At 65.0% G+C, this 23,083-nt stretch carries 17 protein-coding genes; 13 read left to right on the top strand and 4 right to left on the bottom strand.

Translation table 11 applies throughout. The features are described 5' to 3' along the window. Window positions 1–27: 27 nt before the first annotated feature. From crcB to FAZ21_RS05020, 3 genes are all read left to right on the top strand, one after another. The gene (crcB, locus tag FAZ21_RS05030) at window positions 28–411 is read left to right on the top strand and encodes a fluoride efflux transporter CrcB (RefSeq protein WP_136772192.1); all 384 of its coding nucleotides are present in this window, start codon (window positions 28–30) and stop codon (window positions 409–411) included. Between the two features lie 148 nt (window positions 412–559). Next, window positions 560–1,513, top strand: a complete 954-nt coding sequence (trxB, locus tag FAZ21_RS05025) for a thioredoxin-disulfide reductase (RefSeq protein WP_136772191.1) — start codon at window positions 560–562, stop codon at window positions 1,511–1,513. Between the two features lie 393 nt (window positions 1,514–1,906). Beyond that, window positions 1,907–2,251, top strand: a complete 345-nt coding sequence (locus FAZ21_RS05020; RefSeq protein WP_136772190.1) for a VanZ family protein — start codon at window positions 1,907–1,909, stop codon at window positions 2,249–2,251. Window positions 2,252–2,317: 66 nt separating this feature from the next. Here the strand turns inward: FAZ21_RS05020 and FAZ21_RS05015 are convergent, their stop codons facing one another. From FAZ21_RS05015 to FAZ21_RS05005, 3 genes are all read right to left on the bottom strand, one after another. Beyond that, entirely contained in the window at window positions 2,318–3,952 is a 1,635-nt protein-coding gene (locus FAZ21_RS05015; RefSeq protein WP_136772189.1) for a SulP family inorganic anion transporter, read from the bottom strand. A 14-nt stretch (window positions 3,953–3,966) separates the two neighbouring features. Further along, window positions 3,967–4,602, bottom strand: a complete 636-nt coding sequence (locus FAZ21_RS05010; RefSeq protein WP_136772188.1) for a carbonic anhydrase — start codon at window positions 4,600–4,602, stop codon at window positions 3,967–3,969. A 146-nt stretch (window positions 4,603–4,748) separates the two neighbouring features. Continuing rightward, window positions 4,749–5,840: an ABC transporter substrate-binding protein gene (locus FAZ21_RS05005; protein ID WP_169307256.1), complete on the bottom strand. Its 1,092-nt coding sequence runs from the start codon at window positions 5,838–5,840 to the stop codon at window positions 4,749–4,751. Between the two features lie 180 nt (window positions 5,841–6,020). On the opposite strand from FAZ21_RS05005, the gene FAZ21_RS05000 reads away from it, so the two are divergent. The 6 genes from FAZ21_RS05000 to dapD all read left to right on the top strand — a co-directional run bounded on the left by FAZ21_RS05000 (window position 6,021) and on the right by dapD (window position 11,678). Continuing rightward, window positions 6,021–6,695: a response regulator gene (locus FAZ21_RS05000; protein ID WP_136772186.1), complete on the top strand. Its 675-nt coding sequence runs from the start codon at window positions 6,021–6,023 to the stop codon at window positions 6,693–6,695. Then, window positions 6,692–8,080 (top strand): sensor histidine kinase, encoded by a 1,389-nt coding sequence (locus FAZ21_RS04995; protein WP_136772185.1) that lies wholly within the window; start codon window positions 6,692–6,694, stop codon window positions 8,078–8,080. Before FAZ21_RS05000 ends, FAZ21_RS04995 begins: the two co-directional genes overlap by 4 nt. Window positions 8,081–8,133: 53 nt before the next feature. Then, on the top strand, window positions 8,134–8,757 hold the full coding sequence (locus FAZ21_RS04990) for a Smr/MutS family protein (protein ID WP_211243376.1): 624 nt from the start codon (window positions 8,134–8,136) through the stop codon (window positions 8,755–8,757). A gap of 183 nt (window positions 8,758–8,940) precedes the next feature. Next, entirely contained in the window at window positions 8,941–9,471 is a 531-nt protein-coding gene (gene msrA, locus FAZ21_RS04985) for a peptide-methionine (S)-S-oxide reductase MsrA (protein WP_211243375.1), read from the top strand. A 160-nt stretch (window positions 9,472–9,631) separates the two neighbouring features. Next, window positions 9,632–10,819, top strand: coding sequence for a succinyldiaminopimelate transaminase (gene dapC, locus FAZ21_RS04980; RefSeq protein WP_136772183.1), 1,188 nt, complete (start codon window positions 9,632–9,634; stop codon window positions 10,817–10,819). Window positions 10,820–10,856: 37 nt separating this feature from the next. Beyond that, window positions 10,857–11,678 (top strand): 2,3,4,5-tetrahydropyridine-2,6-dicarboxylate N-succinyltransferase, encoded by an 822-nt coding sequence (gene dapD, locus FAZ21_RS04975; protein ID WP_136772182.1) that lies wholly within the window; start codon window positions 10,857–10,859, stop codon window positions 11,676–11,678. Between the two features lie 258 nt (window positions 11,679–11,936). Here dapD and FAZ21_RS04970 read toward each other — a convergent pair whose 3' ends face one another. After that, window positions 11,937–14,222, bottom strand: coding sequence for a DUF1631 family protein (locus FAZ21_RS04970; RefSeq protein WP_136772181.1), 2,286 nt, complete (start codon window positions 14,220–14,222; stop codon window positions 11,937–11,939). 504 nt (window positions 14,223–14,726) lie between these two features. Here FAZ21_RS04970 and FAZ21_RS04965 point away from each other — a divergent pair. The 4 genes from FAZ21_RS04965 (at window position 14,727) to lysS (ending at window position 22,682) form a co-directional block, all read left to right on the top strand. Continuing rightward, entirely contained in the window at window positions 14,727–19,481 is a 4,755-nt protein-coding gene (locus FAZ21_RS04965) for an NAD-glutamate dehydrogenase (RefSeq protein WP_136772180.1), read from the top strand. Window positions 19,482–19,598: 117 nt separating this feature from the next. Continuing rightward, window positions 19,599–20,702 (top strand): peptide chain release factor 2, encoded by a 1,104-nt coding sequence (gene prfB, locus FAZ21_RS04960; protein WP_136772179.1) that lies wholly within the window; start codon window positions 19,599–19,601, stop codon window positions 20,700–20,702. 53 nt (window positions 20,703–20,755) lie between these two features. Beyond that, on the top strand, window positions 20,756–21,169 hold the full coding sequence (locus tag FAZ21_RS21330; protein ID WP_246038490.1) for a GxxExxY protein: 414 nt from the start codon (window positions 20,756–20,758) through the stop codon (window positions 21,167–21,169). A gap of 10 nt (window positions 21,170–21,179) precedes the next feature. Continuing rightward, window positions 21,180–22,682 (top strand): lysine--tRNA ligase, encoded by a 1,503-nt coding sequence (gene lysS / locus FAZ21_RS04950; RefSeq protein WP_136772178.1) that lies wholly within the window; start codon window positions 21,180–21,182, stop codon window positions 22,680–22,682. Window positions 22,683–23,083: the final 401 nt, after the last annotated feature.

Raw genomic sequence — 23,083 nt, 5'->3', positions numbered from 1 at the left:
TCCCTTCTTGTCACGTGTCACGCGGCCATGAATCCCCTCGCCTTCCTGTTGATCGGTCTCGGCGCCGCCCTCGGCGCCTGGGCACGCTGGGGCCTGTCGGTCCTGATGAATCCCATCGTACCGTCGCTGCCGCTGGGCACGCTGACCGCGAACTGGATCGGCGGCTACCTGATGGGCATCGCGCTGGGCGCATTCAGCCTGTGGCAGACCGTCTCGCCCGAAATGCGCCTGTTCGTCACCACCGGCTTTCTCGGCGGGCTGACCACGTTCTCCACCTTCTCAGCCGAGATCACCACGCTGGCCCTGCGCCAACAGCCGCTCTGGGCGATTGGCGGCATCGTCGCACACGTCGCCGGCTCACTCGCCCTGACCTGGGCGGGGATACGCAGCGTGGTGTGGCTCAAGGGCTGATCTTCGGGCCCGGTAGCGATGCGCCGTCCTTCCGGGCGGCCGCCCCGCCTTGCGCCAATCGCGCCGATAGCCTTTTCCGATTGGATAACTCGATAACCAACGTTTTACACTATGCGCCTTTGCGCATTGCTTCTAAAGGACACCTTCCATGGCCACCAAGCATTCCCGCCTGTTGATTCTCGGCTCCGGCCCCGCTGGCTACACCGCCGCCGTCTACGCCGCGCGCGCCAATCTCAAGCCCGTGCTGGTCACCGGCCTGGCGCAGGGCGGACAGTTGATGACGACCACCGAGGTGGACAACTGGCCGGCCGATGCGGATGGCGTGCAAGGCCCGGAACTGATGGCCCGTTTCCAGAAGCATGCCGAGCGCTTCGGCACCGAGATGATCTTCGACCACATCCACACCGTGGAACTGAATGGCCCGGTGAAGAAGCTGATCGGTGACGCCGGCGAATACACCTGCGACGCGCTGGTCATTGCCACCGGCGCATCGGCGCAGTACCTGGGCCTGCCGTCCGAGGAAGCCTTCGCCGGCAAGGGCGTGTCCGCCTGCGCGACCTGCGACGGCTTCTTCTATCGCGGCCAGAAGGTGGCCGTGATCGGTGGCGGCAACACCGCAGTGGAAGAAGCGCTGTACCTGGCCAATATCGCCGAACACGTGACGCTGGTGCATCGCCGCGATACGTTCCGTGCCGAGAAGATCCTGGTCGATCACCTGATGGAGCGCGTGGCCGAAGGCAAGATTTCGCTGGCACTGAAGCAGACGCTGGACGAAGTGCTGGGCGACGCCACCGGCGTGACCGGCGCGCGACTGAAGTCCGCCGTGGACGGCAGCACCAGCGAACTGCAACTGGCCGGCGTGTTCATCGCCATCGGCCACAAGCCGAACACCGACATCTTCCGTGGCCAGTTGGAGATGGACCAGACCGGTTACATCATCACGCAGGGCGGCCGCGAGGGGAACGCCACCGCCACCAGCGTACCGGGCGTATTCGCCGCCGGCGACGTGCAGGATCACATCTATCGCCAGGCCGTGACGTCGGCCGCTTCCGGCTGCCAGGCCGCGCTGGATGCGGATCGTTATCTGGAATCGCTCCGCTGAGGGCCTAGGGGGCTTGCAGACAACCGTAGTCGATCAGATGAAGCAAGCCCCCGGCCAAGCCGGGGGCTCATCAGGGCTGGTTTGCCAGGTCGGCCCTCCCTTAATCGACTCCACTCCCCCCGCCCTCGCCGCCGCGCCTTGGTTTCTCTGTTTGCGTCCCCCCCAGGCTACCGAATGCAAGCCCCTGGTAAAACCAGGTGCGAGTCATTTCTGGCATGCTAGCAACGGCGCTTCCTGATCGATCCCACTCCCCCCGCCCTCGCCGCAGCGAGGGGGCTTCGCTTCGCTCAGGGGGCATCTGCAATCATCGATGAGTCTTTTCTGCTGTTGCATCGCTTTGAAGCAAGCCGCCTTCCGGCTTTTTCGTGTGCCGTCATTTCCCTTCCAGCTCCAATGCCCTACCTGTTTCCCCGCCGTTTCGCGCTGACGTTGCTATTGCTCTGGGCCACCGCCATCTGGGTCGGCTCGCTGATACCGCTATCCGCGCCACCGGTGGACAACGGTGACAAGATCCAGCATTTCCTGGGCTACGGCGTGCTGGCCGCACTGGCACTGGCGGCGTTTCCGTCGCGGATGTGGCGCGCCTGGCTGGGCGCGACGCTGATGGGTGTGGCCGTGGAGTGTGCACAGTATTTCGTGCCCTACCGCAGTTTCGATCTGCGCGACATGCTGGCCAATGCGCTGGGCGCGCTGCTCGGCGTCGTGCTGCTGCGGCTGGCCCAGGCGCTGCGCAGATAAAAAAGGCGCGGACCACGCCGCGCCAGTAACGATCAATCGTTGTCGCGGCGGCGGGCCGCGCCCCGCTCAGCCGCCCGCGGGCTCGACAGCCTGCCGGGTATGGCGGTCGCGCCGCCGGTACTTGGCTACCAGGGTTTCCCATTCGAGCACCACCGTGCCGCCGGTGGCTCGATGCCGCTCGCCCCAATCCTCCAGCAGTTCCAGGCAGGCCGGATCGATGTAGCTCAGGTCGCGGATGTTCACGTGCAGCGTCACGTCGTGCGGCACCTTCTCCAGCGCTGCCGCCAGCTTGGGCAGGCGGACAAAGGTCGCGGTCCCTTTCAGGGTCAGCATCGCGCTGCGCTGTGGCGTCGCCGTCAACAGCGTGGTTTCGAGGTGCAGCAGGTCGTAAAGCAGCTTGGCGAACGCCAGCCCGATCCCCAGCATCACCCCGTCCAGCAGGTCGCTGGCGACGATGGCCGCCAGGGTGATCAGGTAGATGCCCAGCTCGATCTTGCCGAAATGCGCCAGCTTCACGATGTCGCGCGGGTTGATCAGCTTGCAGCCGATCACCACCAGCACCGCCGCCAGGCTGGCCACCGGTACCTGCCGCAACACGAACGGCAGCAGCGAAACGAACAGCAGCAACCAGCCACCATGCAGGATGGTGGAGCCCCGCGAGCGGGCGCCGGCCTGGACGTTGGCGCTGGATCGGGCGATCACCCCGGTCATGGGCAACGCGCCCAGCAGGCCGCACAAGGTGTTGCCGACCCCCTGGGCGAACAATTCCCGCGAATAGCGCGTACGCGGCCCATTGTGCAGCTTGTCCACCGCCACGGCCGACAGCAGCGTCTCCGCACTGGCAATGAAGGCAATGGCCACCGCCGCCATCAACAGCGTTCCGTCGAACGCACCGCGCAGCGAATCGATGGTGGTGAGCTGCACGCCTTCGAGCAGGTTGGACGGCACATCGACGTAGCGGATAGGCAGGTTCAGCGCCATCGCCAGCAAGGCGCCGCCCACCACCGCAACCAGCGGCGCCGGCACCAGCCGCATCGAAGCCGGTGCGTACTTGCCCCACGCCAGCATCAGGCCGATGGTGACCAGGCCCACCAATCCCGCCAGATGCGCCGAACCGGAAGCGCGCGGTGCCGCCAGGTCGGCCCCCATCGCGACCAGTGCATCGGGAAAATGCAGCAGATTGGCCAGGCCGTTTCCCACCGGCTTGAGATCCAGCATGATGAAAAGCTGGGCGCCGACGATCGATACGCCGATGCCCGCCAGCATGCCGTGGATCACCGCCGGCGATACGGCGCGGAACCACTGGCCCAGGCGGAACGAGCCGGCCGCCATCTGCAACAACCCCGCCATCAGCACTACCGGGCCGAGCGCGATCAGGCCATGCCGTTGCACCAGTTCCCAGTTGATCACCGCCAGGCCAGCGGCCGGGCCACTGACCAGCAGCGGCGAACCGGCAAAAAAGCCGACCACCAGCCCGCCGACGATGCCGGTGATGATGCCCAGCGCGGGTGGCACGCCCGATGCGATGGCGATCCCCATGCATAACGGCAGCGCCACCAGGAACACCACCACCGACGCCAGCAGGTCGGCGGCGGCGTGGCGCCGCCAGCCCAGCAGGTTCTCCAGCCAGTGGCCACGTCCCGCCGCGCTCAGGCCGGCAAGGTCGTCGGCCGGCAATGCGGCTTCTATCGTATTTTTCATGTCGGGCACCCCGTTCAGGCCGTTTCCAGTTCCAGCGACGCCAGCGACGAAAACAACCCGCTCGCTTCATCCAGCACCAGCACGTCGCCCCGGGCAATGTCGTAAACCCAGCCGTGCAGTTGCAACCGGCCCTGCGCCAGTCGCGCATTGACCGAGGGAATGGTGCGCAAGTGGTTGAGCTGGACGCGCACGTTCTGGCGCACCGCCTCCTCCAGTTGCTCGGTGGCGGGTAGTTCATGACACATGCAGTGCACCACCGAACGCGTGGCCTCGGCATAGGCCAGCCAGCGCCCCACCGTCGGCAGGCCCTCCAGGCTGGCCGGATCGAACAGCGCTTTCATCGCGCCGCAATCGGTGTGCCCGCACACCACGATATGCGCCACGCCCAGCGCCATCACCGCGTAATCGATGGTGGCCTGTTCACCGCAACCGCCACTGCCGTGCGGCGGCACGATGTTCCCCGCATTGCGCAATACGAACAGGTCGCCCGGCTCGGTATGGGTCAGCAGGTTGGGATCGATGCGCGAATCCGAGCAGGTGATGAACAGCACTTCCGGCTGCTGCCCCTGGGCCAGCGTGCGGAACAACTGGTGGCGATAAGGATGGGTGTGGGTGCGAAAGCGCTGGGCGCCTTCAAATAGCTTTTTCATGCCGATGCTCTCCAGATAGGTGTCGATACCGTCGTGCGGGCCATGGGCCGCCGGCAGCTATCGACCAGTATCCAAAGCAAGGCTGTCAGCCAGCCAACAACAGAGACGCGCTCACCCCCCAGTTGATACCGCACATCCTGAATTGCTCAGTCAGATGCCCTAGCGAACAGCGTGCGCCAGCGTGCCAGCAAGGTTTTTCTTTTGACGTCGTCCAGATAGATGAGCAGCCCGCGCGCAGGAAAGATCGGCTCGAAGCCATTGCCCAGCAACTCGCTCAAGGCATCGAAATCGCGTACCTGGCCGTCGAAGCTGCGCACCGAATAGGTACCCGGCGCCCGGGCAAGCAGACGTTGCCCGGCTTCGGACAGCATGAAATCGAGCCAGAGGCGGGCCGCGTGGGGATGGGGCGCGTTACGAGGGATCAACGCCAGCCTGCCCAGCACCAGCGTGTAATCGCGCGGGTGGATGAAGCCGACCTGGGGGTCGCGCGCAGCGCGCGTGGCCGCGTAAGAGCCGATCACGTTGTAGGCCAGCAGCGTCCTGCCGCTGGCGAGTTCGTCCAGCATGGCGGCCGACGACGCATGCAGGCTGGGCCGGACATCGGCCAGCGCGCGTTGAAGGCGCCATGCTTCGTCGCGCCCCACGCGCACATCCTGGCTCAACAGGTTGAAGCCCACCGCCGAGCGTTCGATGTCGTAGCTGGCCACCCTGCCGTGGAACCGCGCCGGCTGCCTTTGCAGCAGGCGCCGCAACGCCATCCGGGTGTGTGGTACATCACGCGCCGGCAGCAGCCGTCGGTTATAGGCGAAGACGACGGGTTCGAAAGACGTGATCCATACCTGCTGCTGATAACCCATCCAGGGCGGCAATTGCGGCGCGTCCGGCGGCAGATGGGTCGCCGCATGGCCGTCATTGGCCAGCTTTACCTGAAGGTCCATCGCCGAACTCCACAGCACATCGGCAACCGGCGCGTTGCGGCGCGCATCATCGAGAAAGCGCCGATGCAGCGCCATGCTGTTCATCTCGCGATAATCCACCCGGGTGCCATACCGCGCTTCGAAGGCGTCGATCAGCGGCCGCGCCACGGCGCTGTCGGTGACCGAATAGACAACCAGCGTGCCCTCGGAGCGTGCCAGCGCAGCCAGGCGCTTGTGCGGCGTGTGATGGAGCCGTGAAACCAGGACGATCAGCGCCGCGCATCCCAGAAGCACCAGACCACTGCGATGCCAGCCTTGCATGAGAACTCCCGTTTGATTTGCGAGAGCGCATCCACCTTCACGTTTTTCGCGGCAGCCTAAACGTAAAAGCCAACAGTTTCCTTTCAATTTCATTACCATCTGGCGCAGACAAAAGGTGCTGGCATCGACACGCGTCACAGCACCATGCTCCGCACATCTGGAACGCCTCATGGACAGGCCATGCGCATCCTGCTTGTCGAAGATAATGCCCAGCTTTCCGCTTCGCTCTGCACCGCCTTGCACCAGGCCGGCTTCGAAGTGGACGCGGTGCTCGATGGCGCGGCAGCGGACAACGTGCTGCACACCCACGATTACGCACTGGTGGTACTCGACCTGGCCCTGCCGCGCCTGGATGGCTGGGAAGTGCTGCGGCGATTGCGCAACCGGCGCGGTCGCGTACCCGTGCTGATCCTGACCGCCCACGGCACCCTGGAAGACCGGGTTCGCGGGCTGGACCTGGGCGCCGACGATTTCCTGGGCAAGCCGTTCGAACTGGCGGAGCTGGAAGCACGCGTTCGCGCGTTGATCCGTCGCAGCAACGGCCTGGAACAGGCGAGGTTCTCCTGTGGCCCGCTGACCTATGACAGCGTGGCCCGCCGCTTCACCCTGCACGGGCGGATGCTGGCGCTCACGCCGCGCGAACATTCCGTGCTGGAAATCCTGGTCCTGCGCGCCGGCCGCGCGGTCGCCAAGGAAACGCTGATCGACCAGTTGTTCGGCATGACCGGCAGCGGCAGCGCGGAGGCCATCGAACTGTACGTCCACCGCCTGCGCCGCAAGCTCACCAGTGACGAAATCTCCGTGGTCACCCTGCGCGGCCTGGGCTACATGCTCGAACCCTGTTCTCCGCAATGAAGACGCGCGGCACCCTGCGCTGGCAGCTCACCGTCTCGCTGCTGCTGCCATTGCTGCTGGTTCTGGTGGTCGACGCCGTGCTGACCTACCATCATTCGTTGCAGGCGGCGCATGCCGCATTCGACCGCACGCTGTTCACCTCGGCCAAATCGATCGCCGACGGCACGCGGATTCGCCACGGCAAGCTCAACGTGGACCTGCCCAATCTGTCGCTGGAAAGCCTGGAAGGCGCCGCATCGGTCCGCGTGTTCTACCGCGTGGACGATGCCTCCGGCCGCCATCTCACTGGTTATCGCGATCTGCCGCCACCCGATGCGGTGCCGGTGTTCTACCGGCCGGTCTATTACGACGCGGCGTACCAGGGCGAAACCATCCGCCTGATCGCGCTGCGCCAGCCGGTGCATGACGTGGCCTCGGCCCAGACGCGGGTCATCTCGGTGCTGGTCGGCGAAAGCGGCGAAATGCGCCGGGCCTTCGCCCGGCACATGCTGGTCAAGACAGTGTGGCGCCAGGCACTGCTGGGGCTGCTCGTCATCGCCATCGTGCTGGCCGCGCTGCATCGCGGCCTGCAACCGCTGCGCGCGCTGTCGGCCGAGGTGAGCGCGCGTCGCGAGGACGACCTGGCGCCGTTCCGCACGCCTGGGCGGCCCAGCGAACTGGCGCCGCTGGTCCGCGCACTGAACCAGTACGTGGCGCGCCTGCGGCGCATGCTGGCCACGCACCGGCGTTTTTTCGCTGACGCGGCCCACCAGCTCAAGACCCCGCTCGCGGTGCTGCGGGCACAAGTGGAACTGGCCGAACGGGAACCGGAGCTGGCCGGCATGCGCCAGCGCCTGACCACCATGCGCTGCTCGCTGGAGGATGCCTCGCGCGGGGTGGCGCAACTGCTGGCGCTGGCGCGGCTGGAAAACGAGCGCGGCAACGCGCTGCCCGTCGTGGCGCTCGATCTGGCCGAAGCGGTGCGTCAGTGCGCGCTGGAATGGGCACCGGTGACCCATCGCCGCCGCGTCGATCTGGCACTCCAGGATGTCGTGCCGGTGCGCTTTCTCGGCAACCCGCAACTGTTGCAGGAGCTGATCGGCAACCTGATCGACAACGCCATCCGCTATGCGGGCTCCGGCTGTACCCTCGCCCTCGGCACCGCCAGCCTGGGTGGCCAGGCGGTGCTGATCGTTCGCGACAATGGCCCTGGCATTCCGGCGAGCGAGCGCGAACTGGTCTTCCAGCGTTTCCATCGCGGCTCCACGGCGCGCGGGGAAGGCAGCGGACTGGGGCTGGCCATCGTCGCCGAGATCGCCGGGCAGCATCAGGGCCGCGTCGTCCTGGGCGATACGCTAGGCGGCGGGCTCACCGTGCGCGTGTACTGGCCGCGCCTGCTGAGCTGAACGCCGACGTCGTCCGCACCCATGCTAACCTTCCGCCCGGAAGGGAGAGGGGCATGGAAGGCGAAGCAAAAGATATCCTGAAGCGGTTGCGCAAGAAGCTGGCGGCGATCCGGCACGCGCCCGCTCCGGCACCCACGCCACCGCCGCCGCCCAGCGATCACGAGCTGTTCATGCAGGCCGTGGCCGGTGCGCGCCCCGTCGCCTACGACCGCGTGGTCCACCCGCCCCGCCGCCCCAGCCCGTGGCCCTTGCAGCGCTGGCACGACGAGGCGCGGGTGATGGCCGAGGCGATGAGCGATTTCTGGCCCTGGGATGAACTGGAAAGCGGCGAGGAACTGCTCTACCTGCGCCCCGGCATGAAACTCGACACGCTGAAGCGGCTGCGGCGCGGCGAATGGGTGGTCCAGGCCGAGCTGGACCTGCATGGCCACACCGTCGATACCGGCCGCCTCGCGGTGGCGGAGTTCCTGCATCGTTGCCGCGTCCATAACCAGCGCTGCGTGCGCATCGTCCACGGCAAGGGCCTGGGCTCGCGCAACAAGGAGCCGGTGCTGAAGCTCAAGTTGAAAAACTGGCTGGCGCAACGCGACGAAGTGCTGGCCTTCGCCCAGGCGCGTGCCGTCGATGGCGGCAGCGGCGCGGTACTGGCATTGCTGAAAGGCTGGCGCGAACGCTGATTTTCCCAGCGTGGCACACCGGGATTGCGCAGCCTGTCGAACGTCGGCCAACTGCCGGCTCCGGGGTACGTCGCCATCAGAACCGCCCCTTTCGGCGCGAAGCAACCCGCCGTTTGGCCGACGCAGGATGAATAGCCGGCATCCGCCCCCATCTGGGCAGTTGGAACCCACCTGGAGATGATGATGAAGGAAGAAATCGCGACCCTGGCCGGCGGCTGCTTCTGGTGCCTGGAGGCAGTATTCCAGCGCGTGCGCGGTGTACAGCAGGTGGTGTCGGGCTATATCGGCGGCCATACGGCACACCCGGATTACCGCAGCGTCTGCGACGGCCGCACGGGCCACGCCGAAGCGGTGCGGATCACCTTCGACCCGCAGGTGGTCAGCTATGAAACGCTGCTCGACGTATTCTTCGCGATTCACGACCCGACCACCCCCAATCGGCAAGGCAACGACGTCGGCACGCAATACCGCTCCGCGATCTTTTTCCATGGCCCGGCGCAGGAAGCCGTGGCACGCGCCCGAATCGCCGACCTCGCGCCCAGCCATGCCTCGCCCATCATCACCGAGCTACAGGCCGCGCCGCCGTTCCACCCGGCCGAGGATTACCACCAGAATTATTTCAACCAGCATGGCGACCAGCCCTATTGCCAACTGGTTGCCGCACCCAAGGTTGCCAAGCTGAAGCAGTATTTCGCGCCCCTGGTCAGCGAATGACGCGATGTGGCATGGCCCCGGCCATGCCACGCGTCGCCCCGTCCCGCAGCCGCTGAATGCGCCGCCTCCGGCCGGTCGTCACGCAGACGCCCACCAGATGCGGGTTACCGACACATGGCGGCACGGCTATAATTGCCGTTTTCCCCGATGCCGCCCCGCCATGTCGCCGCGCCTTGAGCTGCTTCAGCCCTATCCTTTTCAGAAACTGCGCGAACTGTTCGCCGGGCTCACGCCCAACCCCGCGTTGCCGCACGTCAACCTCTCTATCGGCGAACCCAAGCACCCAGCGCCGCAACTGGTCAAGGACGCGCTGATCGCCAACCTGGATGGCCTGTCGGCCTATCCCGCCACGGCGGGCTCGGATGCCCTGCGCGGCGCCATCGCCAACTGGATCGGCCGCCGCTATGGCATCCCGACACCGGATGCCGTGCGCGAAGTCGTGCCGGTGAACGGCAGCCGCGAAGCGTTGTTCGCCTTTGCCCAGGCCGTGATCGACACCAGCGGCCCGGTCACACCGGTGGTACTGTCACCGAACCCGTTCTATCAGATCTACGAGGGCGCGGCGCTGCTGGCGGGCGCGGAGCCCTATTACGTCAATTGCGTCGGCGCGAACCGCTTTCAGCCCGACTGGGATGCGGTACCCGAGGACGTCTGGGCCCGCACGCAGTTGGTCTACGTCTGCTCGCCGGGCAACCCCACCGGCGCCGTGGCGTCGCTGGAAGACTGGCAAAAACTGTTTGCGCTTTCCGATCGCCATGGCTTCGTGATTGCCAGCGACGAGTGCTATTCCGAAATCTATGCGGGCGAGCCACCGCTGGGTGGCCTGGAAGCGTCGGTCAAGCTGGGGCGCGGCCTGCACAACATCGTGATGTTCTCGTCGTTGTCCAAGCGTTCCAACGTGCCCGGCCTGCGCTCGGGCTTCGTCGCCGGCGATGCCCGCGTGCTGGAGAAATTCCTGCTGTACCGCACCTACCACGGCTGCGCCATGAGCCCGACCGTGCAAGCGGCCAGCGCACTGGCGTGGGGCGACGAAACCCACGTCGAGGACAATCGCCGGCAATACGCGGCCAAGTTCGACGCCGTGACGCCGATCCTGGCATCGGTGCTGGATGTGACCGCCCCCGACGCCGCGTTCTACCTGTGGGCCAAAACGCCCATCGACGATACCGAATTCGCCCGCCGGCTTTATGCCGAGGCGCACGTCACCGTGCTGCCGGGCAGCTATCTGGCGCGGGCCGCGCACGGCGTGAACCCGGGCAGCGGCTATGTGCGCATCGCCCTGGTCGCGCCGCTGGCCGACTGCGTCGAGGCGGCCCACCGCATTGCCCGCTTCTGCCAGCACCTTTGAACCCTGAGAACTCTTCCATCAAGCAACGGGAAACGCCATGAGCAATCTGCAATCCGTCATCGAAACCGCTTTTGAAAACCGCGCCGACATCACCCCGGCCTCCGTCTCCGCCGAACTGCGCGATGCGATCAACGAAGTCATCACCGGGCTGGATCGCGGCGCGTTGCGCGTGGCCGAGAAAATCGATGGCGCTTGGCATACCCACCAGTGGCTGAAAAAAGCCGTGCTGCTGTCGTTCCGCATCAACGACAACGTGCCCATGAATGGTGGCTGCACGCAGTATTTCGACAAGGTGCCGAGCAAGTTCGCCGACTACACCGAGGCCGATTTCCGCGCCGGCGGCTTCCGTGTGGTACCCAACGCCGTGGCACGCAAGGGCAGCTTCATCGCCAAGAACGTGGTGCTGATGCCTTCCTACGTGAACATCGGCGCCTACGTGGACGAAGGCACCATGGTCGATACCTGGGCCACCGTCGGCAGTTGCGCGCAGATCGGCAAGAACGTGCACCTCTCCGGTGGCGTCGGCATCGGCGGCGTGCTGGAGCCGTTGCAGGCCGGCCCGACCATCATCGAAGACAACTGCTTCGTCGGCGCCCGTTCCGAAGTGGTGGAAGGCGTGGTCGTCGAGGAAGGCTCGGTGATCTCGATGGGCGTGTACATCGGCCAGAGCACCAAGATCTATGATCGCGAAACCGGCGAAGTGACCTATGGCCGCATCCCGGCAGGCTCGGTGGTGGTCTCGGGCAACCTGCCGTCCAAGGATGGCAGCTACAGCCTCTACTGCGCCGTGATCGTGAAGAAGGTCGATGCCAAGACCCGTGGCAAGGTCGGGATCAACGAGCTGCTGCGCGGTATCTGATCCAGTGACTGGAGAGGCCTCGCGCCTCTCCGCGCCGGCCAAACCGGCGCCGCCACGAAATCCGCGAAACGGCCCCGGCGCGGCAACACGAAGCACGCTGAAGGCCATTGATCGGGCTCCCCGCTCGCGGAATACAAAGCGTGCGGTGCGTGGGTTGCACATCGTCACGCCGGATGGCCAGGCGGTTTTCGCTGGCGAGAGTAAAAAAAGGGGCGCCAGTGGCGCCCCTTGAGCTTGCGTGCAACAAGTTAATCTTTTTCAGGCACCCAGTTGCTCCCGCAATTGGTTGAAGGCGCGCTCGGTGGCGCTGTCTTCGTTGGCCAGCACCCGCAGGCGACCGCTTTCGATATGTTTTTCCAGCTCGGCGCGGGTGACGGTAAGGCCGTTCTCGCCTTGCCGATTGGTGAACAAGTAACGCGTTCCCTGCGGACTGACCCAGGACAGGCGCAAGCGCACGCTGCGATTGTCGTCGTTTTCCCAGGTGATCCAGTCACCGCGCTCCAGCACATGACGTTCCCGCACCTGCGCCGGCGTCGTGGGCAGTACCACCGCCGCAGCAGGCACCACGGTTTCGGCCACCGGTTCTGGCGCAACATCCGGCTGAGCCGGTTGTGCACGCGCCACCACGATGGCGCCCGCGGCCACCACCTGAGGGCGAGGCGCCATGGGCTCCTGCGCCGTCGATGCGGCGGATGCGGCTTCGGTCGCCGCGGCGCGCAACCCGGAACGGATCGCCATCGCATGGCATTGCACCAGTTGTGCAAAGAAGGCGCGCGATGCATCCAGCGGCATTTCGGCGCGCTTGGCCCCCTGCTCCAGCACCTTCAGCATCGGCGGCAGCATGTTGACCAGTTGCAGCCGTTCCTCCGGGGTGCGCTTGGGCCGAAGGCTCCACAACAATTCGTCCATCACGCGAGTGTATTTGGCGAAATCCGCGCCTTGCTCGCCTTCCGGCCCGTAGACCGCGGCAAGCGCGCCGCGCCACCAATCGGACAGGAAGCTGCGCACCAGCTCGGGCGCATCGGGATCGCGTTCCAGGCGTTGATCGACCAGCGCACCAGCGGTCGTGGTGGAAAGCTCGCGGACTTCGTGCAGGATCAGATCCTGCGCGGCATCCTGCGTCCTGGCCTCGGCGCCGGCCTCGAGATCGGCGTAATAGCTTTCGATCTTCCCCAGGGCAATGTCGAATGCGCCCAGATCGTCTTCGAAGTGATCGACGATCCAGCTCACGGCGTCGTGGAACATCGCCATTTCCGGGTCGTTCGCGGACGGCTCGCCCTCGCGGTCCTGGAATGCGTGTTCCAGCAGATCGACGACACGACGCGCCGGATGTTGCTTCTTGGCGAAGAAATCGGTGTCGAGCAGCGCCACCTTCAGCACCGGAATCTGCAACCGTGCCAGCAAGCCCTTGGCGACATTGGCCAGGTGCGGATCTTCGAACAGGCGGTCGAATAGCATCGACACCAGATCGAAGGTCATGGTGTCGATCCGGTTCAGCTCACCGGCCCAGCGCGTGCTGCGCAGCAATGCCAGCAGGTTCTCCGGGCGATCGCCGCCATGGCGCGTCGCGCCGGGTGGGTCGTGCTGGAGGTTATCCAGGAAGGAAAACCACTCTGGCCGCAGGCTGGTGCCGCGCCCTTCCGCCTCGCCTGCCGCGAGACGCATGAAATGGTTGGCCAGATCGGCCGAGATCGTATAACCGCCCCCTTGCGCCGGGCCGCCGACATAGCCGCCGCCCACCGCGCCGACACCGGGCATGCCACCACCGAAGCCTTGCGGATAACCGGCACCGACGCCCGCATCGCCCTGTTGCGGCGGCATGCCCTGCGCCATGCCACCACCAGCCCCGCCCGCAGACGGCGGACGACGGACGATACCGCGTGGCGCCACCGGCTGGACGTTCTGCTGGATCAGGTATTGATTGACGCTCTGGTAGACGCTGGCCACCCGGTCGGACAACGCCGATTCGAACGACTTCAGCGCCACCAGCCGCGCGCTCAATCCGCTGTCGAGATGGCGGCATGCCCCCAGGAACGCCTGGCAGATCATTTCAGGGCTGAGCAGGTTGCCCGGGGTGCCGTCTTCGCTCTTGGGCAGCAGCGCCGCCAGGCGTTGCTCCAGCTGCGACAAGGTGTCGCCGCCCTTTTGCTTGAGGGTGTTGGCCACGTGGCTGGCGGTCAGGCTTTCTTCGTAATCGTCGTTGGCGACCAGCGACAACTCGCCCGGACCGACCACGACCTGGAAGAAACCGCTCGAACTCTGCTCACCCTTCAGACGCTGGTTGAAGGCTTCGATGAATTGCTGGCGAAAGGCGTTGACGATTTCGCCCTTCTTCAATTTGATTTCGACGCGGGCTGCGAAATACACGTCGCGCAAATCCCGGTCCGGAGTGCTTTCAGCGAGCGTGAAGAACTTTTCCTCCAGCTCGGCGAAGTATCCGTCGAGCGAATCGGAAAGCAGCTTGAGCGCCATGTCACGGCAAGCCTCCAGCGTGGCGCTCGACGACGCCCGGCCGGGTGGCTGCGGGATCTTGGCCTGGTTCATTGAATTCTCCAGGAGGTGTTGGGCCTCTAAACTGTCCGAGTGAATATTAGCACGGGATAATATTTCAACCCCCTGCTCACCATACGGTAAAAGCGTGCGTCTGTCGGGCGGACAAGCGGGTTTTTCATCCCTACATCATATTCGTCAATATTTGACAAACACAGACAGAATTTAGTCCGAATGGCTTGTGCCGGGCCTTGTATAACCCTTGCATTTCAGCCACTTGGCATGGCACCTGTAAAACTTACACGATCGTCGCCGCCGTATCGAACCCTTCAGAAAAAATCCTCTTGTCATGTAAGGCTTGAAAGCCACCCGGATACGGCCATCCATCTCCCCTCCCGCTCATGGCCCCATCCATTTGCACCATGCATGGTCAGCACATCTTGCGTCATTGAGGAAAACCCCGGTGGCAAGCCGTGCCCTGGCGTATAGATTGGTTCCAGGGCCGTGCTCCGGTTCGGGCACGGCGCTCATCTCGTGCCCACAAGGACCCTGGAGCTCATGAGTTATCTGATTGCCCGGCAGGATCTCGCCGATCTGGTCGCCGCCGCCCCGGCGGATGAAGCACTGCGTCATTTTCTCGCTGCCTATCACCCCAATCTTTCCAGCGAGGACTTCGCCTCTCGCCCGGTGGAGGACTGGCTGGGTGCGGCGTTCGCCCACCACCGCTTCGGCGCGCGGCGGGCGCGGGGGGAAATCCTGCTACGGGTCTATAACCCCAGCCTGCCCGAGCATGGCTGGGAGTCGAGCCACACGGTGGTCGAGCTGGTGCTGGACGACATGCCGTTCCTGGTCGATACGGTGGGCATGGCGCTGGCCCGGCTGGGCTACAACGTCCACCTGGTCCTGCATCCGGTACTGCGCACCCTGCGTTCGGCCGATGGCCAATGGCAGGGCCTGGCCGATGGCGCCCCGGCCGAATCGTGGATGCGCTTCGAGGTGGATCGCGCCTCCGATCCCGCCGCGCTGCGGACGTTGCACGACGAGATCGCCCACGCGCTCACCGCCCTGGAAACGGCGGTCACCGACTGGCCGGCAATGATCGGCCAGCTTGAGCGCACCATGGATCTGCTGCGGCATTCGCCGCCACCACTGGCCACCGACGAGCTGGAAGAAAGCATCGCCTTCCTGCAATGGTTGCTGGATGGCCAGTTCGTGTTCCTCGGCTGCCGCGAATATTGCTTCGAGGACACCGAGTTCGGCACGCAACTGATGATCGTGCCCGACTCCGGCCTGGGCCTGCTGCGCGACAGCGGCGCGGGCGGGCCGTCGCGCACCTTCGCCTCGCTGACCCCCGCACTGCGCGATATCGCCTACAACAACCACCAGCTGTTGATCCTGACCAAGGGCGATACACGCTCGGTGGTGCATCGCCCGGTCTACCTGGACATGGTGTGCATCAAGCGCATCGACGATGCCGGCGTCGTGACTGGCGAACAACGCCTGCTCGGCCTGTACACCGCCAACGCCTACACCACCCCGCCGCGCCAGTTGCCCATCCTGCGCCGCAAGATCGACCAGGCGATGAAACTGGCCGATGTGACCAGTGGCGGCCATCGCGGCAAGACCTTGCTCAATGTGCTCGACACCTACCCGCGCGAGGAACTGCTGGAAATCGGCGCGGAAGAACTCTCGCGCATCGCCCAGGGCGTCGTGTCGCTGCATGAACGCAGCCGCGTTCGCACCTTTTTCCGCGACGACATCTATCGCCGCCATGTGTCGGTGATGCTTTACCTGCCTCGCGACAACTACAACACCGATGTGCGGATGCGGGTGCACCGGTTGCTGCTGGAGCGGCTCGGGGGCGACAGCGTCGAATTCAATGTCACCATGTCGGATAGCCCGCTGGCGCGCATCCATTTCATCGTGCGCATCCCGCACGGCCGCTATCCCGAATACGACGCGGCGCGCATCGAAGCCGAGATCGCCGAGATCGCACAGCGTTGGCAGGACGAACTGCGCGCCCAGCTACGCCAGCATGCTGGCGAGGAAACCGGTGCCGCACGCTTCCAGCGTTATCAGCGCGCGTTTCCCACGGCCTACGCCGGCGATTACCCGGCGCGGGTGGCGGTGCACGACATCGACAGCCTGGAGGACGTAATCGGCAGTGAACGCACCGGCGCGCGGCTGATCGCCGCCAGCCATGCCGATACCCGGCAATGGCGCCTCAAGCTGTATCGCGCCAGCGCCGTCGAATTGTCCGACAGCTTGCCGCTGCTGGAAAACCTGGGCGTGCGCGTGCTCGACGAACGCCCCTACGGCCTGTGCTTCGACGATGGCAGCACTGCGTGGATCGTCGATGTCGGCCTGCGCCTGCCGGCGCCCGCCATGCTCGAAAAGCCCGAGGCGCGCCAGCGTTTCGTCGAAGCGTTCATCGCCCTCTTCGACGGCCGCTGCGAGAATGATGCGTTCAACCGGCTGGTGCCCGCCGCCGGCCTGGCCTGGCGCGAAGCGCTGCTGTTGCGCGCCTACGCCCGCTATCTCAGGCAGATCGGGCTGGTCTTCGATACCGATACCCTGGTCGATATCCTGCTCGCCCATGCATCGCACGCCACGGCGCTGGTGCGGCTGTTCATGCTGCAACTCGACCCTGGCCATGGCGACCAGGACGCAGCCAGGGCGCTGGCGGCGCAACTGGCGCAGGAAACCGACCAGCTCGCCAGCGTGGACGAGGAGAAGATCCTCTCCGCCTATCGCCACGCCATCCTGGCAACGCTGCGGACCAACTACTTCCAGCGGGACGCACGCGGCGAGCCCAAGTCCTACCTGTCGTTCAAGCTGTCGCCGGGGCAGATACCGCGCATGCCGCAACCGGTGCCGCTCTACGAAATATTCGTCTACTCGCCGGAGATGGAAGGCGTGCACCTGCGCAGCGGCAAGGTGGCGCGTGGCGGCCTGCGCTGGTCCGACCGTCGCGACGATTTCCGCACCGAAGTCCTGGGGCTGGTGAAGGCGCAGATCGTCAAGAACACCGTGATCGTGCCGGGCGGCTCCAAGGGCGGCTTCGTGCTCAAGCACCCGCCCACCGAGCGCGAAGCACTGATGGCCAAGGGCGTGGCCTGCTACAAGACTTTCATCGGCGGCCTGCTCGACCTGACCGACAATCTGGCCGGCGGCAGGATCGTGCCGCCGCCGGCGGTCCGCCGGCTGGACGAGGACGATCCCTACCTGGTGGTCGCCGCCGACAAGGGCACCGCCACGTTCTCCGACATCGCCAACGGCGTCTCGCGCGACTATGGCTTCTGGCTGGACGATGCCTTCGCCAGCGGTGGCGCCAATGGCTACGACCACAAAAAGATGGGCATCACGGCGCGCGGCGCGTGGATCTCCGTCGAGCGGCACTTCCGCGAAATGGGCATCGACGTCGCCACCCAGCCGATCACCGTGGTCGGCATCGGCGACATGTCGGGCGACGTGTTCGGCAACGGCCTGCTGCGCTCGCGCGCGGTGAAGCTGGTGGCGGCGTTCGATCACCGTCATGTCTTTATCGATCCCGACCCCGATCCCGCACGCGCCTTCGACGAACGCCAGCGCCTGTTCCAGTTGCCGCGCTCATCCTGGGCCGACTATGACAGCACCCTGATCTCCGAGGGCGGCGGCGTATGGCCGCGCAGCGCGCGCAGCATTCCGCTGTCGTCGCAGGTTCGCGCGCTACTCGGCGTGGACGCCGAACAGATGGAGCCGGCGCAACTGATCCAGGCATTGCTCAAGGCCCCGGTAGACCTGTTGTACAACGGCGGCATCGGTACCTATGTGAAGGCCTCGGGTCAGACACAGGCCGAAGCCAACGATCGCGGCAACGACGCGGTACGAGTGGATGGGCGCGACCTGCGCAGCAAGGTAGTGGCCGAAGGCGGCAACCTGGGCTTCACCCAGCCCGGCCGTATCGAATACGCGCAGGCAGGCGGGCGCATCTTCACCGACGCCATCGACAACTCGGCAGGCGTGGATTGCTCCGACCGCGAGGTGAACATCAAGATCCTGCTCAACCGCATCGTCGCGGCGGGCGATCTGACCGAAAAGCAGCGCAACGCACTGCTGGGCGAGATGACCGATGAAGTCGGCGCGCTGGTCCTGCGCGACAACGAACTGCAAACCCTGGCGATCTCGCTCGAAGCCGAGCAGACCGCGTCACTGCTGCCGGTCCACCTGCGGCTGATGCAGACACTGGAACGCCAGGGCAAACTGTCGCGCCGGCTGGAATACCTGCCCTCGGACAGCCAGAGCCAGGAACGTATCCAGGCGGGCCAGGGCCTCAGCCGTCCCGAACTGTCGGTGCTGTTCGCCTATGCCAAGATCGTGCTCAAGCAACTGTTGCTGGCATCCGGACTGGTGGACGAGCCGCGCTGGAACGACCTGCTGCGGGAAGGCTTCCCTGCCACGCTGGCCGAGCGGTTCGGTCCGCGCCTTGCCGAGCACCCGCTACGGCGCGAAATCGTCGCCACCCTGCTGACCAACCACGTGATCAACCGCTATGGCATCACCTGCGTGTTCCGGCTGGCGGAGGAAACCGGCTGCGACGCCGCGCAGGTCGTGGCCGGGCTGCACGAGGCGGAATCGCTACTGGAGACCGAAACGCTGGCACGGCGCGCCGAGCGCCTGATCGCCCAGGGCGTACCGGCCGGCGACGTGTATGGCGTGTTGCTCGGTGCGCGGCGCCAGACCGAACGGGTAGCGCGCTGGCTATTGCAAAGCGCGCCCGACGCCGCCGCGCTGAGCCACCTGCGCACCTGCGCCGCGCTCAGCCTGACACACTTGCCGGAATGGCTGATGCAGCAAGGTGTGGCGTTGGAACGGCGCGAAAACTGGCTGGGGGCGGGCATCCCCGCCGAGCTGGTCGGTCGCGCGCTGGCCATCGATCACGCCATGCCGTTCCTGGCGCTGGCGCGCGGCACCACGGACACCGGCACGCTGGCCGAACGGATGAAGCTGTATCTCGCGCTGGGCATGCAGCTCGAATTCGACTGGCTGGCCCAGGCCATCGAGCGTCTGCCGCGCGACAACCGCTGGCAAGCGCTGGCCCGGATCGCCGCGCGCGACGATCTGCTGCGCCTGCACGTGCAACTGGCACAGGCGGCGTGGCAGACCGGCCAGGGCGCCATCGACGCGCGACTGGACGCTTGGCGCGAGGGTGCGATGCAATCGGTGACGCAATGGCGCGCCATCGTGGCCGAGCTACGCGACAGTGCGCCCGATCTGGCGATGATCTCGGCGGCATTGCGCGAACTGCGCTCACGGATGACCGGCGAGCATTGATCGTCCGGGGGCGCCGGAACCCATCCCGGCGCCCCGACCATCGTCGCCCGCGGCAACGAATGGTCGGGCCACTTCCCTGATATACTTCCGGGTTTCGCGAAATCACCCCAAGCCCCAATGGAAGCCGAACAGCTCAACCAGATCGCCGCTCACCTCGACGACCTCGCCAGCCGCGCCGAGGAACTCAAGCGTTACCTCGACTACCCCACCAAGCGCGACCGCCTGGAGGAAGTGGTTCGTCTGTCCGAAGACCCCGAGCTGTGGAACGACCAGAAAAAGGCCCAGGAAATCGGCCGCGAGCGCAAAGCGCTGGAAGACGTGGTCGTCGTGCTGGACGAAGTGGCTGGTGGTGCCGCCGACGCGCGCGAACTGTTCGACATGGCGCGCGCCGAGGATGACTTCGACACCTGCGCCGCCATCGACGACGACGCCCACGCGCTGGAAGAAAAGATCGCGACGCTCGAATTCCGCCGCATGTTCAGCAACCCGATGGACCCGAATGCCTGCTTCATCGACATCCAGTCCGGCGCAGGCGGTACCGAGGCGCAGGATTGGGCCGGCATGCTGCTGCGCATGTACGTGCGCTACGGCGAGCGCAAGGGCTTCAATGTCGAGGTAATGGAAGAATCCGAAGGCGAAGTGGCCGGCATCACCAGCGCCACCATCAAGCTTTCCGGCGAATATGCCTATGGCTTCCTACGCACCGAAACCGGCGTGCACCGCCTGGTGCGCGTATCGCCGTTCGACTCCAACGCGCGCCGCCACACCTCGTTCTGCTCGGTATTCGTCTACCCCGAGGTGGACGACAGCTTCGAAATCGAAATCAACCCGGCCGACGTGCGCACCGATACCTATCGCGCATCCGGCGCTGGCGGCCAGCACATCAACAAGACCGACTCGGCCGTGCGCCTGACCCACATTCCCACCAACATCGTGGTGCAATGCCAGAACGACCGCTCGCAGCACCGCAACCGCGACGAAGCGTGGCAGATGCTGCGCGCCAAGCTGTACGAGCTGGAACTGCGCAAGCGCATGGAAGCGCAGCAGCAACTGGAAGCGGGCAAGTCGGACATCGGCTGGGGCCACCAGATCCGCTCCTACGTATTCGACCAGAGCCGTATCAAGGACCTGCGCACCGGCTATGAAGTGGGCAACCTCAAGGGTGTGATGGACGGCGACCTCGATGGCTTCATCGAGGCCAGCCTGAAACAGGGCGTGTAACTACCAGGCCTGTGGACACAGAGGGCACCGAGCACACGGAGAGCACAGAGTAAATGCTGAGCGAGATCGTGATCGGTGCCGCGCTGGAGGTCCACAAGGCGCTCGGTCCCGGCCTGTTGGAAAGCACTTGCGAAGAATGTCTGGCGCACGAGCTGGCACTACGGGGATTAAAGGCAGAACGGCAGTGTTTTGTGCCGCTCGACGACAAGAACATCCATATCCCTAACGCTTTCAAAGCTCGATTTCTGGGTCAATCGAAAACTGATAGTCGAAATGAAAGCGGTGGAACAGTTTCTGCCGTTGCACGAAGCCCGGTTACTTACCTATTTACGCCTGACCGGTTGCAAGACCGGCTTGTTGATCAATTTCAACTGCAAACTACTGAAGAACGGAATTCGCAGGCTGTCACTTTGATGTTCTCCGTGTGCTCTGTGTCCTCCCGCCTTTCTCTGTGTTCCCAGAATTGAGGTTTCAAGAATGTCCGAAGAACAACAACCGCAACAAGACGAAAACCAGATCATGGCCGAGCGGCGCGCCAAGCTGGGTGCGATACGCGAAGCCGGCGTGGCCTTTCCCAACGACTTCAAGCGCGAGCACTTTGCCGCCGATCTGCATGCCAAGTACGGCGAGAAGGAAAAGGAAGCGCTGGACGGGCTGGCGGTCGAGGTCAGCGTCGCCGGTCGCATGATGCTCAAGCGCGTGATGGGCAAGGCCAGCTTTGCCACGGTGCAGGACGGCTCGGGCCGCATCCAGTTCTATATCAGCCGCGACGCCGTTGGCGAAGATGTCTACGCCTCGTTCAAGACCTGGGACATGGGCGATATCGTGGCCGCGCGCGGCACGCTGATGAAGACCAAGACCGGCGAGCTGTCGGTACAGGTCACGCAGTTGCGCCTGCTCACCAAGAGCCTGCGCCCGCTGCCGGACAAATTCCATGGCTTGGCGGACCAGGAGCAGAAGTATCGCCAGCGCTATGTCGATCTGATCACCAACGAGCAAAGCCGCGATACCTTCATCAAGCGCTCGCGCATCGTGCAGAAGATCCGCGAATACATGGTGAACGAGGCCTACCTGGAAGTGGAAACGCCGATGATGCACCCGATCCCGGGTGGCGCCACGGCCAAACCGTTCATCACGCACCACAACGCGCTGGACATGCCACTCTACCTGCGCGTGGCGCCGGAGCTGTACCTGAAGCGGCTGGTCGTCGGCGGCATGGAGCGCGTGTTCGAGGTGAACCGCAATTTCCGCAATGAGGGGATGAGCACGCGCCACAACCCCGAATTCACCATGATGGAGTTCTACGAGGCCTACGCCGACTACCAGCGCATGATGGACATGACCGAAGGGGTGATCCGCTATGCCGCCAAGGAAGTGCTCGGTCACACCGTGGTCGAATACCAGGGCAAGACGGTTGATCTGTCCAAGCCGTTCGCGCGCTTCACCATCGCCGGCGCCATCAGGCACTACAACCCGCAATACACCGACGAGCAACTGCACGACCGGGCCTTCCTCAAGGCCGAGATCGCCCGCCTGGGCGGCAAGCCCGTGCTCACCGATGGCATCGGTGGCCTGCAACTGTCGCTGTTCGACGAGACCACCGAGGAAAAGCTGTGGGAGCCGACCTTCATCGTCGATTACCCGGCCGAAGTCTCGCCGCTGGCGCGCGCCAACGACGCCAACCCCGGCATCACCGAACGTTTCGAACTGTTCATGGTCGGCCGTGAGCACGCCAACGGCTATTCGGAGCTGAACGATCCCGAAGACCAGGCCGCGCGCTTCCAGGCGCAGGTAGCGCTGAAGGACAAGGGCGACGACGAGGCGATGCATTTCGACGCTGACTACATCCGCGCGCTGGAATACGGCCTGCCCCCGACCGGTGGCTGCGGCATCGGCATCGACCGGCTGGTGATGCTGCTGACCGATTCGCCCAGCATCCGCGACGTGATCCTGTTCCCGCAGATGCGCCGCGAAGACTGAATGCCCTCACAGCATCGATGAAAAGGCCGGTCCAGTACCGGCTTTTTTCATTGGCCGCCGCTAGGGCGTGTCATCCAATGTTTCACGACAGCGTTCGGTGCAGTTCGGGATGCCGTGCAAGGAGCTGGACGCGCGGCGGTATGGATACCGCAAGCGGCCGGCGACGCCGCGTGGCGCCCGAAATGCACCGAACCCGCAGGGCTGGGCCGAAAAAACACCATCCACTGCGTTGCACTCCTTGCCAATAACCCGTTATTGCCTGCGTCGTGCGCCGGGTGCCTGGTGCTTTTTCGGCCCAGCGCTGCCGCGAAACATTGGATGACACGCCCTAGGTGTTGTGTCTCAATAGGTTGTTCACCCGAACGGGTCTGGGAGACTGGAGTTACCACGCTTCAGGGTCA

Source organism: Chitiniphilus eburneus (assembly GCF_005048205.1).
In the GTDB taxonomy this organism is placed as follows: domain Bacteria; phylum Pseudomonadota; class Gammaproteobacteria; order Burkholderiales; family Chitinibacteraceae; genus Chitiniphilus; species Chitiniphilus eburneus.
This window is presented reverse-complemented; position numbering and strand designations above follow the sequence as displayed.

Bases quoted from the DNA above. Each gene is read 5' to 3' on its own strand.
- crcB (WP_136772192.1), top strand. From the start codon at position 28: ATGAATCCCCTCGCCTTCCTGTTGATCGGTCTCGGCGCCGCCCTCGGC.
- trxB (WP_136772191.1), top strand. From the start codon at position 560: ATGGCCACCAAGCATTCCCGCCTGTTGATTCTCGGCTCCGGCCCCGCT.
- FAZ21_RS05020 (WP_136772190.1), top strand. From the start codon at position 1,907: ATGCCCTACCTGTTTCCCCGCCGTTTCGCGCTGACGTTGCTATTGCTC.
- FAZ21_RS05015 (WP_136772189.1), bottom strand. From the start codon at position 3,952: ATGAAAAATACGATAGAAGCCGCATTGCCGGCCGACGACCTTGCCGGC.
- FAZ21_RS05010 (WP_136772188.1), bottom strand. From the start codon at position 4,602: ATGAAAAAGCTATTTGAAGGCGCCCAGCGCTTTCGCACCCACACCCAT.
- FAZ21_RS05005 (WP_169307256.1), bottom strand. From the start codon at position 5,840: ATGCAAGGCTGGCATCGCAGTGGTCTGGTGCTTCTGGGATGCGCGGCG.
- FAZ21_RS05000 (WP_136772186.1), top strand. From the start codon at position 6,021: ATGCGCATCCTGCTTGTCGAAGATAATGCCCAGCTTTCCGCTTCGCTC.
- FAZ21_RS04995 (WP_136772185.1), top strand. From the start codon at position 6,692: ATGAAGACGCGCGGCACCCTGCGCTGGCAGCTCACCGTCTCGCTGCTG.
- FAZ21_RS04990 (WP_211243376.1), top strand. From the start codon at position 8,134: ATGGAAGGCGAAGCAAAAGATATCCTGAAGCGGTTGCGCAAGAAGCTG.
- msrA (WP_211243375.1), top strand. From the start codon at position 8,941: ATGAAGGAAGAAATCGCGACCCTGGCCGGCGGCTGCTTCTGGTGCCTG.
- dapC (WP_136772183.1), top strand. From the start codon at position 9,632: ATGTCGCCGCGCCTTGAGCTGCTTCAGCCCTATCCTTTTCAGAAACTG.
- dapD (WP_136772182.1), top strand. From the start codon at position 10,857: ATGAGCAATCTGCAATCCGTCATCGAAACCGCTTTTGAAAACCGCGCC.
- FAZ21_RS04970 (WP_136772181.1), bottom strand. From the start codon at position 14,222: ATGAACCAGGCCAAGATCCCGCAGCCACCCGGCCGGGCGTCGTCGAGC.
- FAZ21_RS04965 (WP_136772180.1), top strand. From the start codon at position 14,727: ATGAGTTATCTGATTGCCCGGCAGGATCTCGCCGATCTGGTCGCCGCC.
- prfB (WP_136772179.1), top strand. From the start codon at position 19,599: ATGGAAGCCGAACAGCTCAACCAGATCGCCGCTCACCTCGACGACCTC.
- FAZ21_RS21330 (WP_246038490.1), top strand. From the start codon at position 20,756: ATGCTGAGCGAGATCGTGATCGGTGCCGCGCTGGAGGTCCACAAGGCG.
- lysS (WP_136772178.1), top strand. From the start codon at position 21,180: ATGTCCGAAGAACAACAACCGCAACAAGACGAAAACCAGATCATGGCC.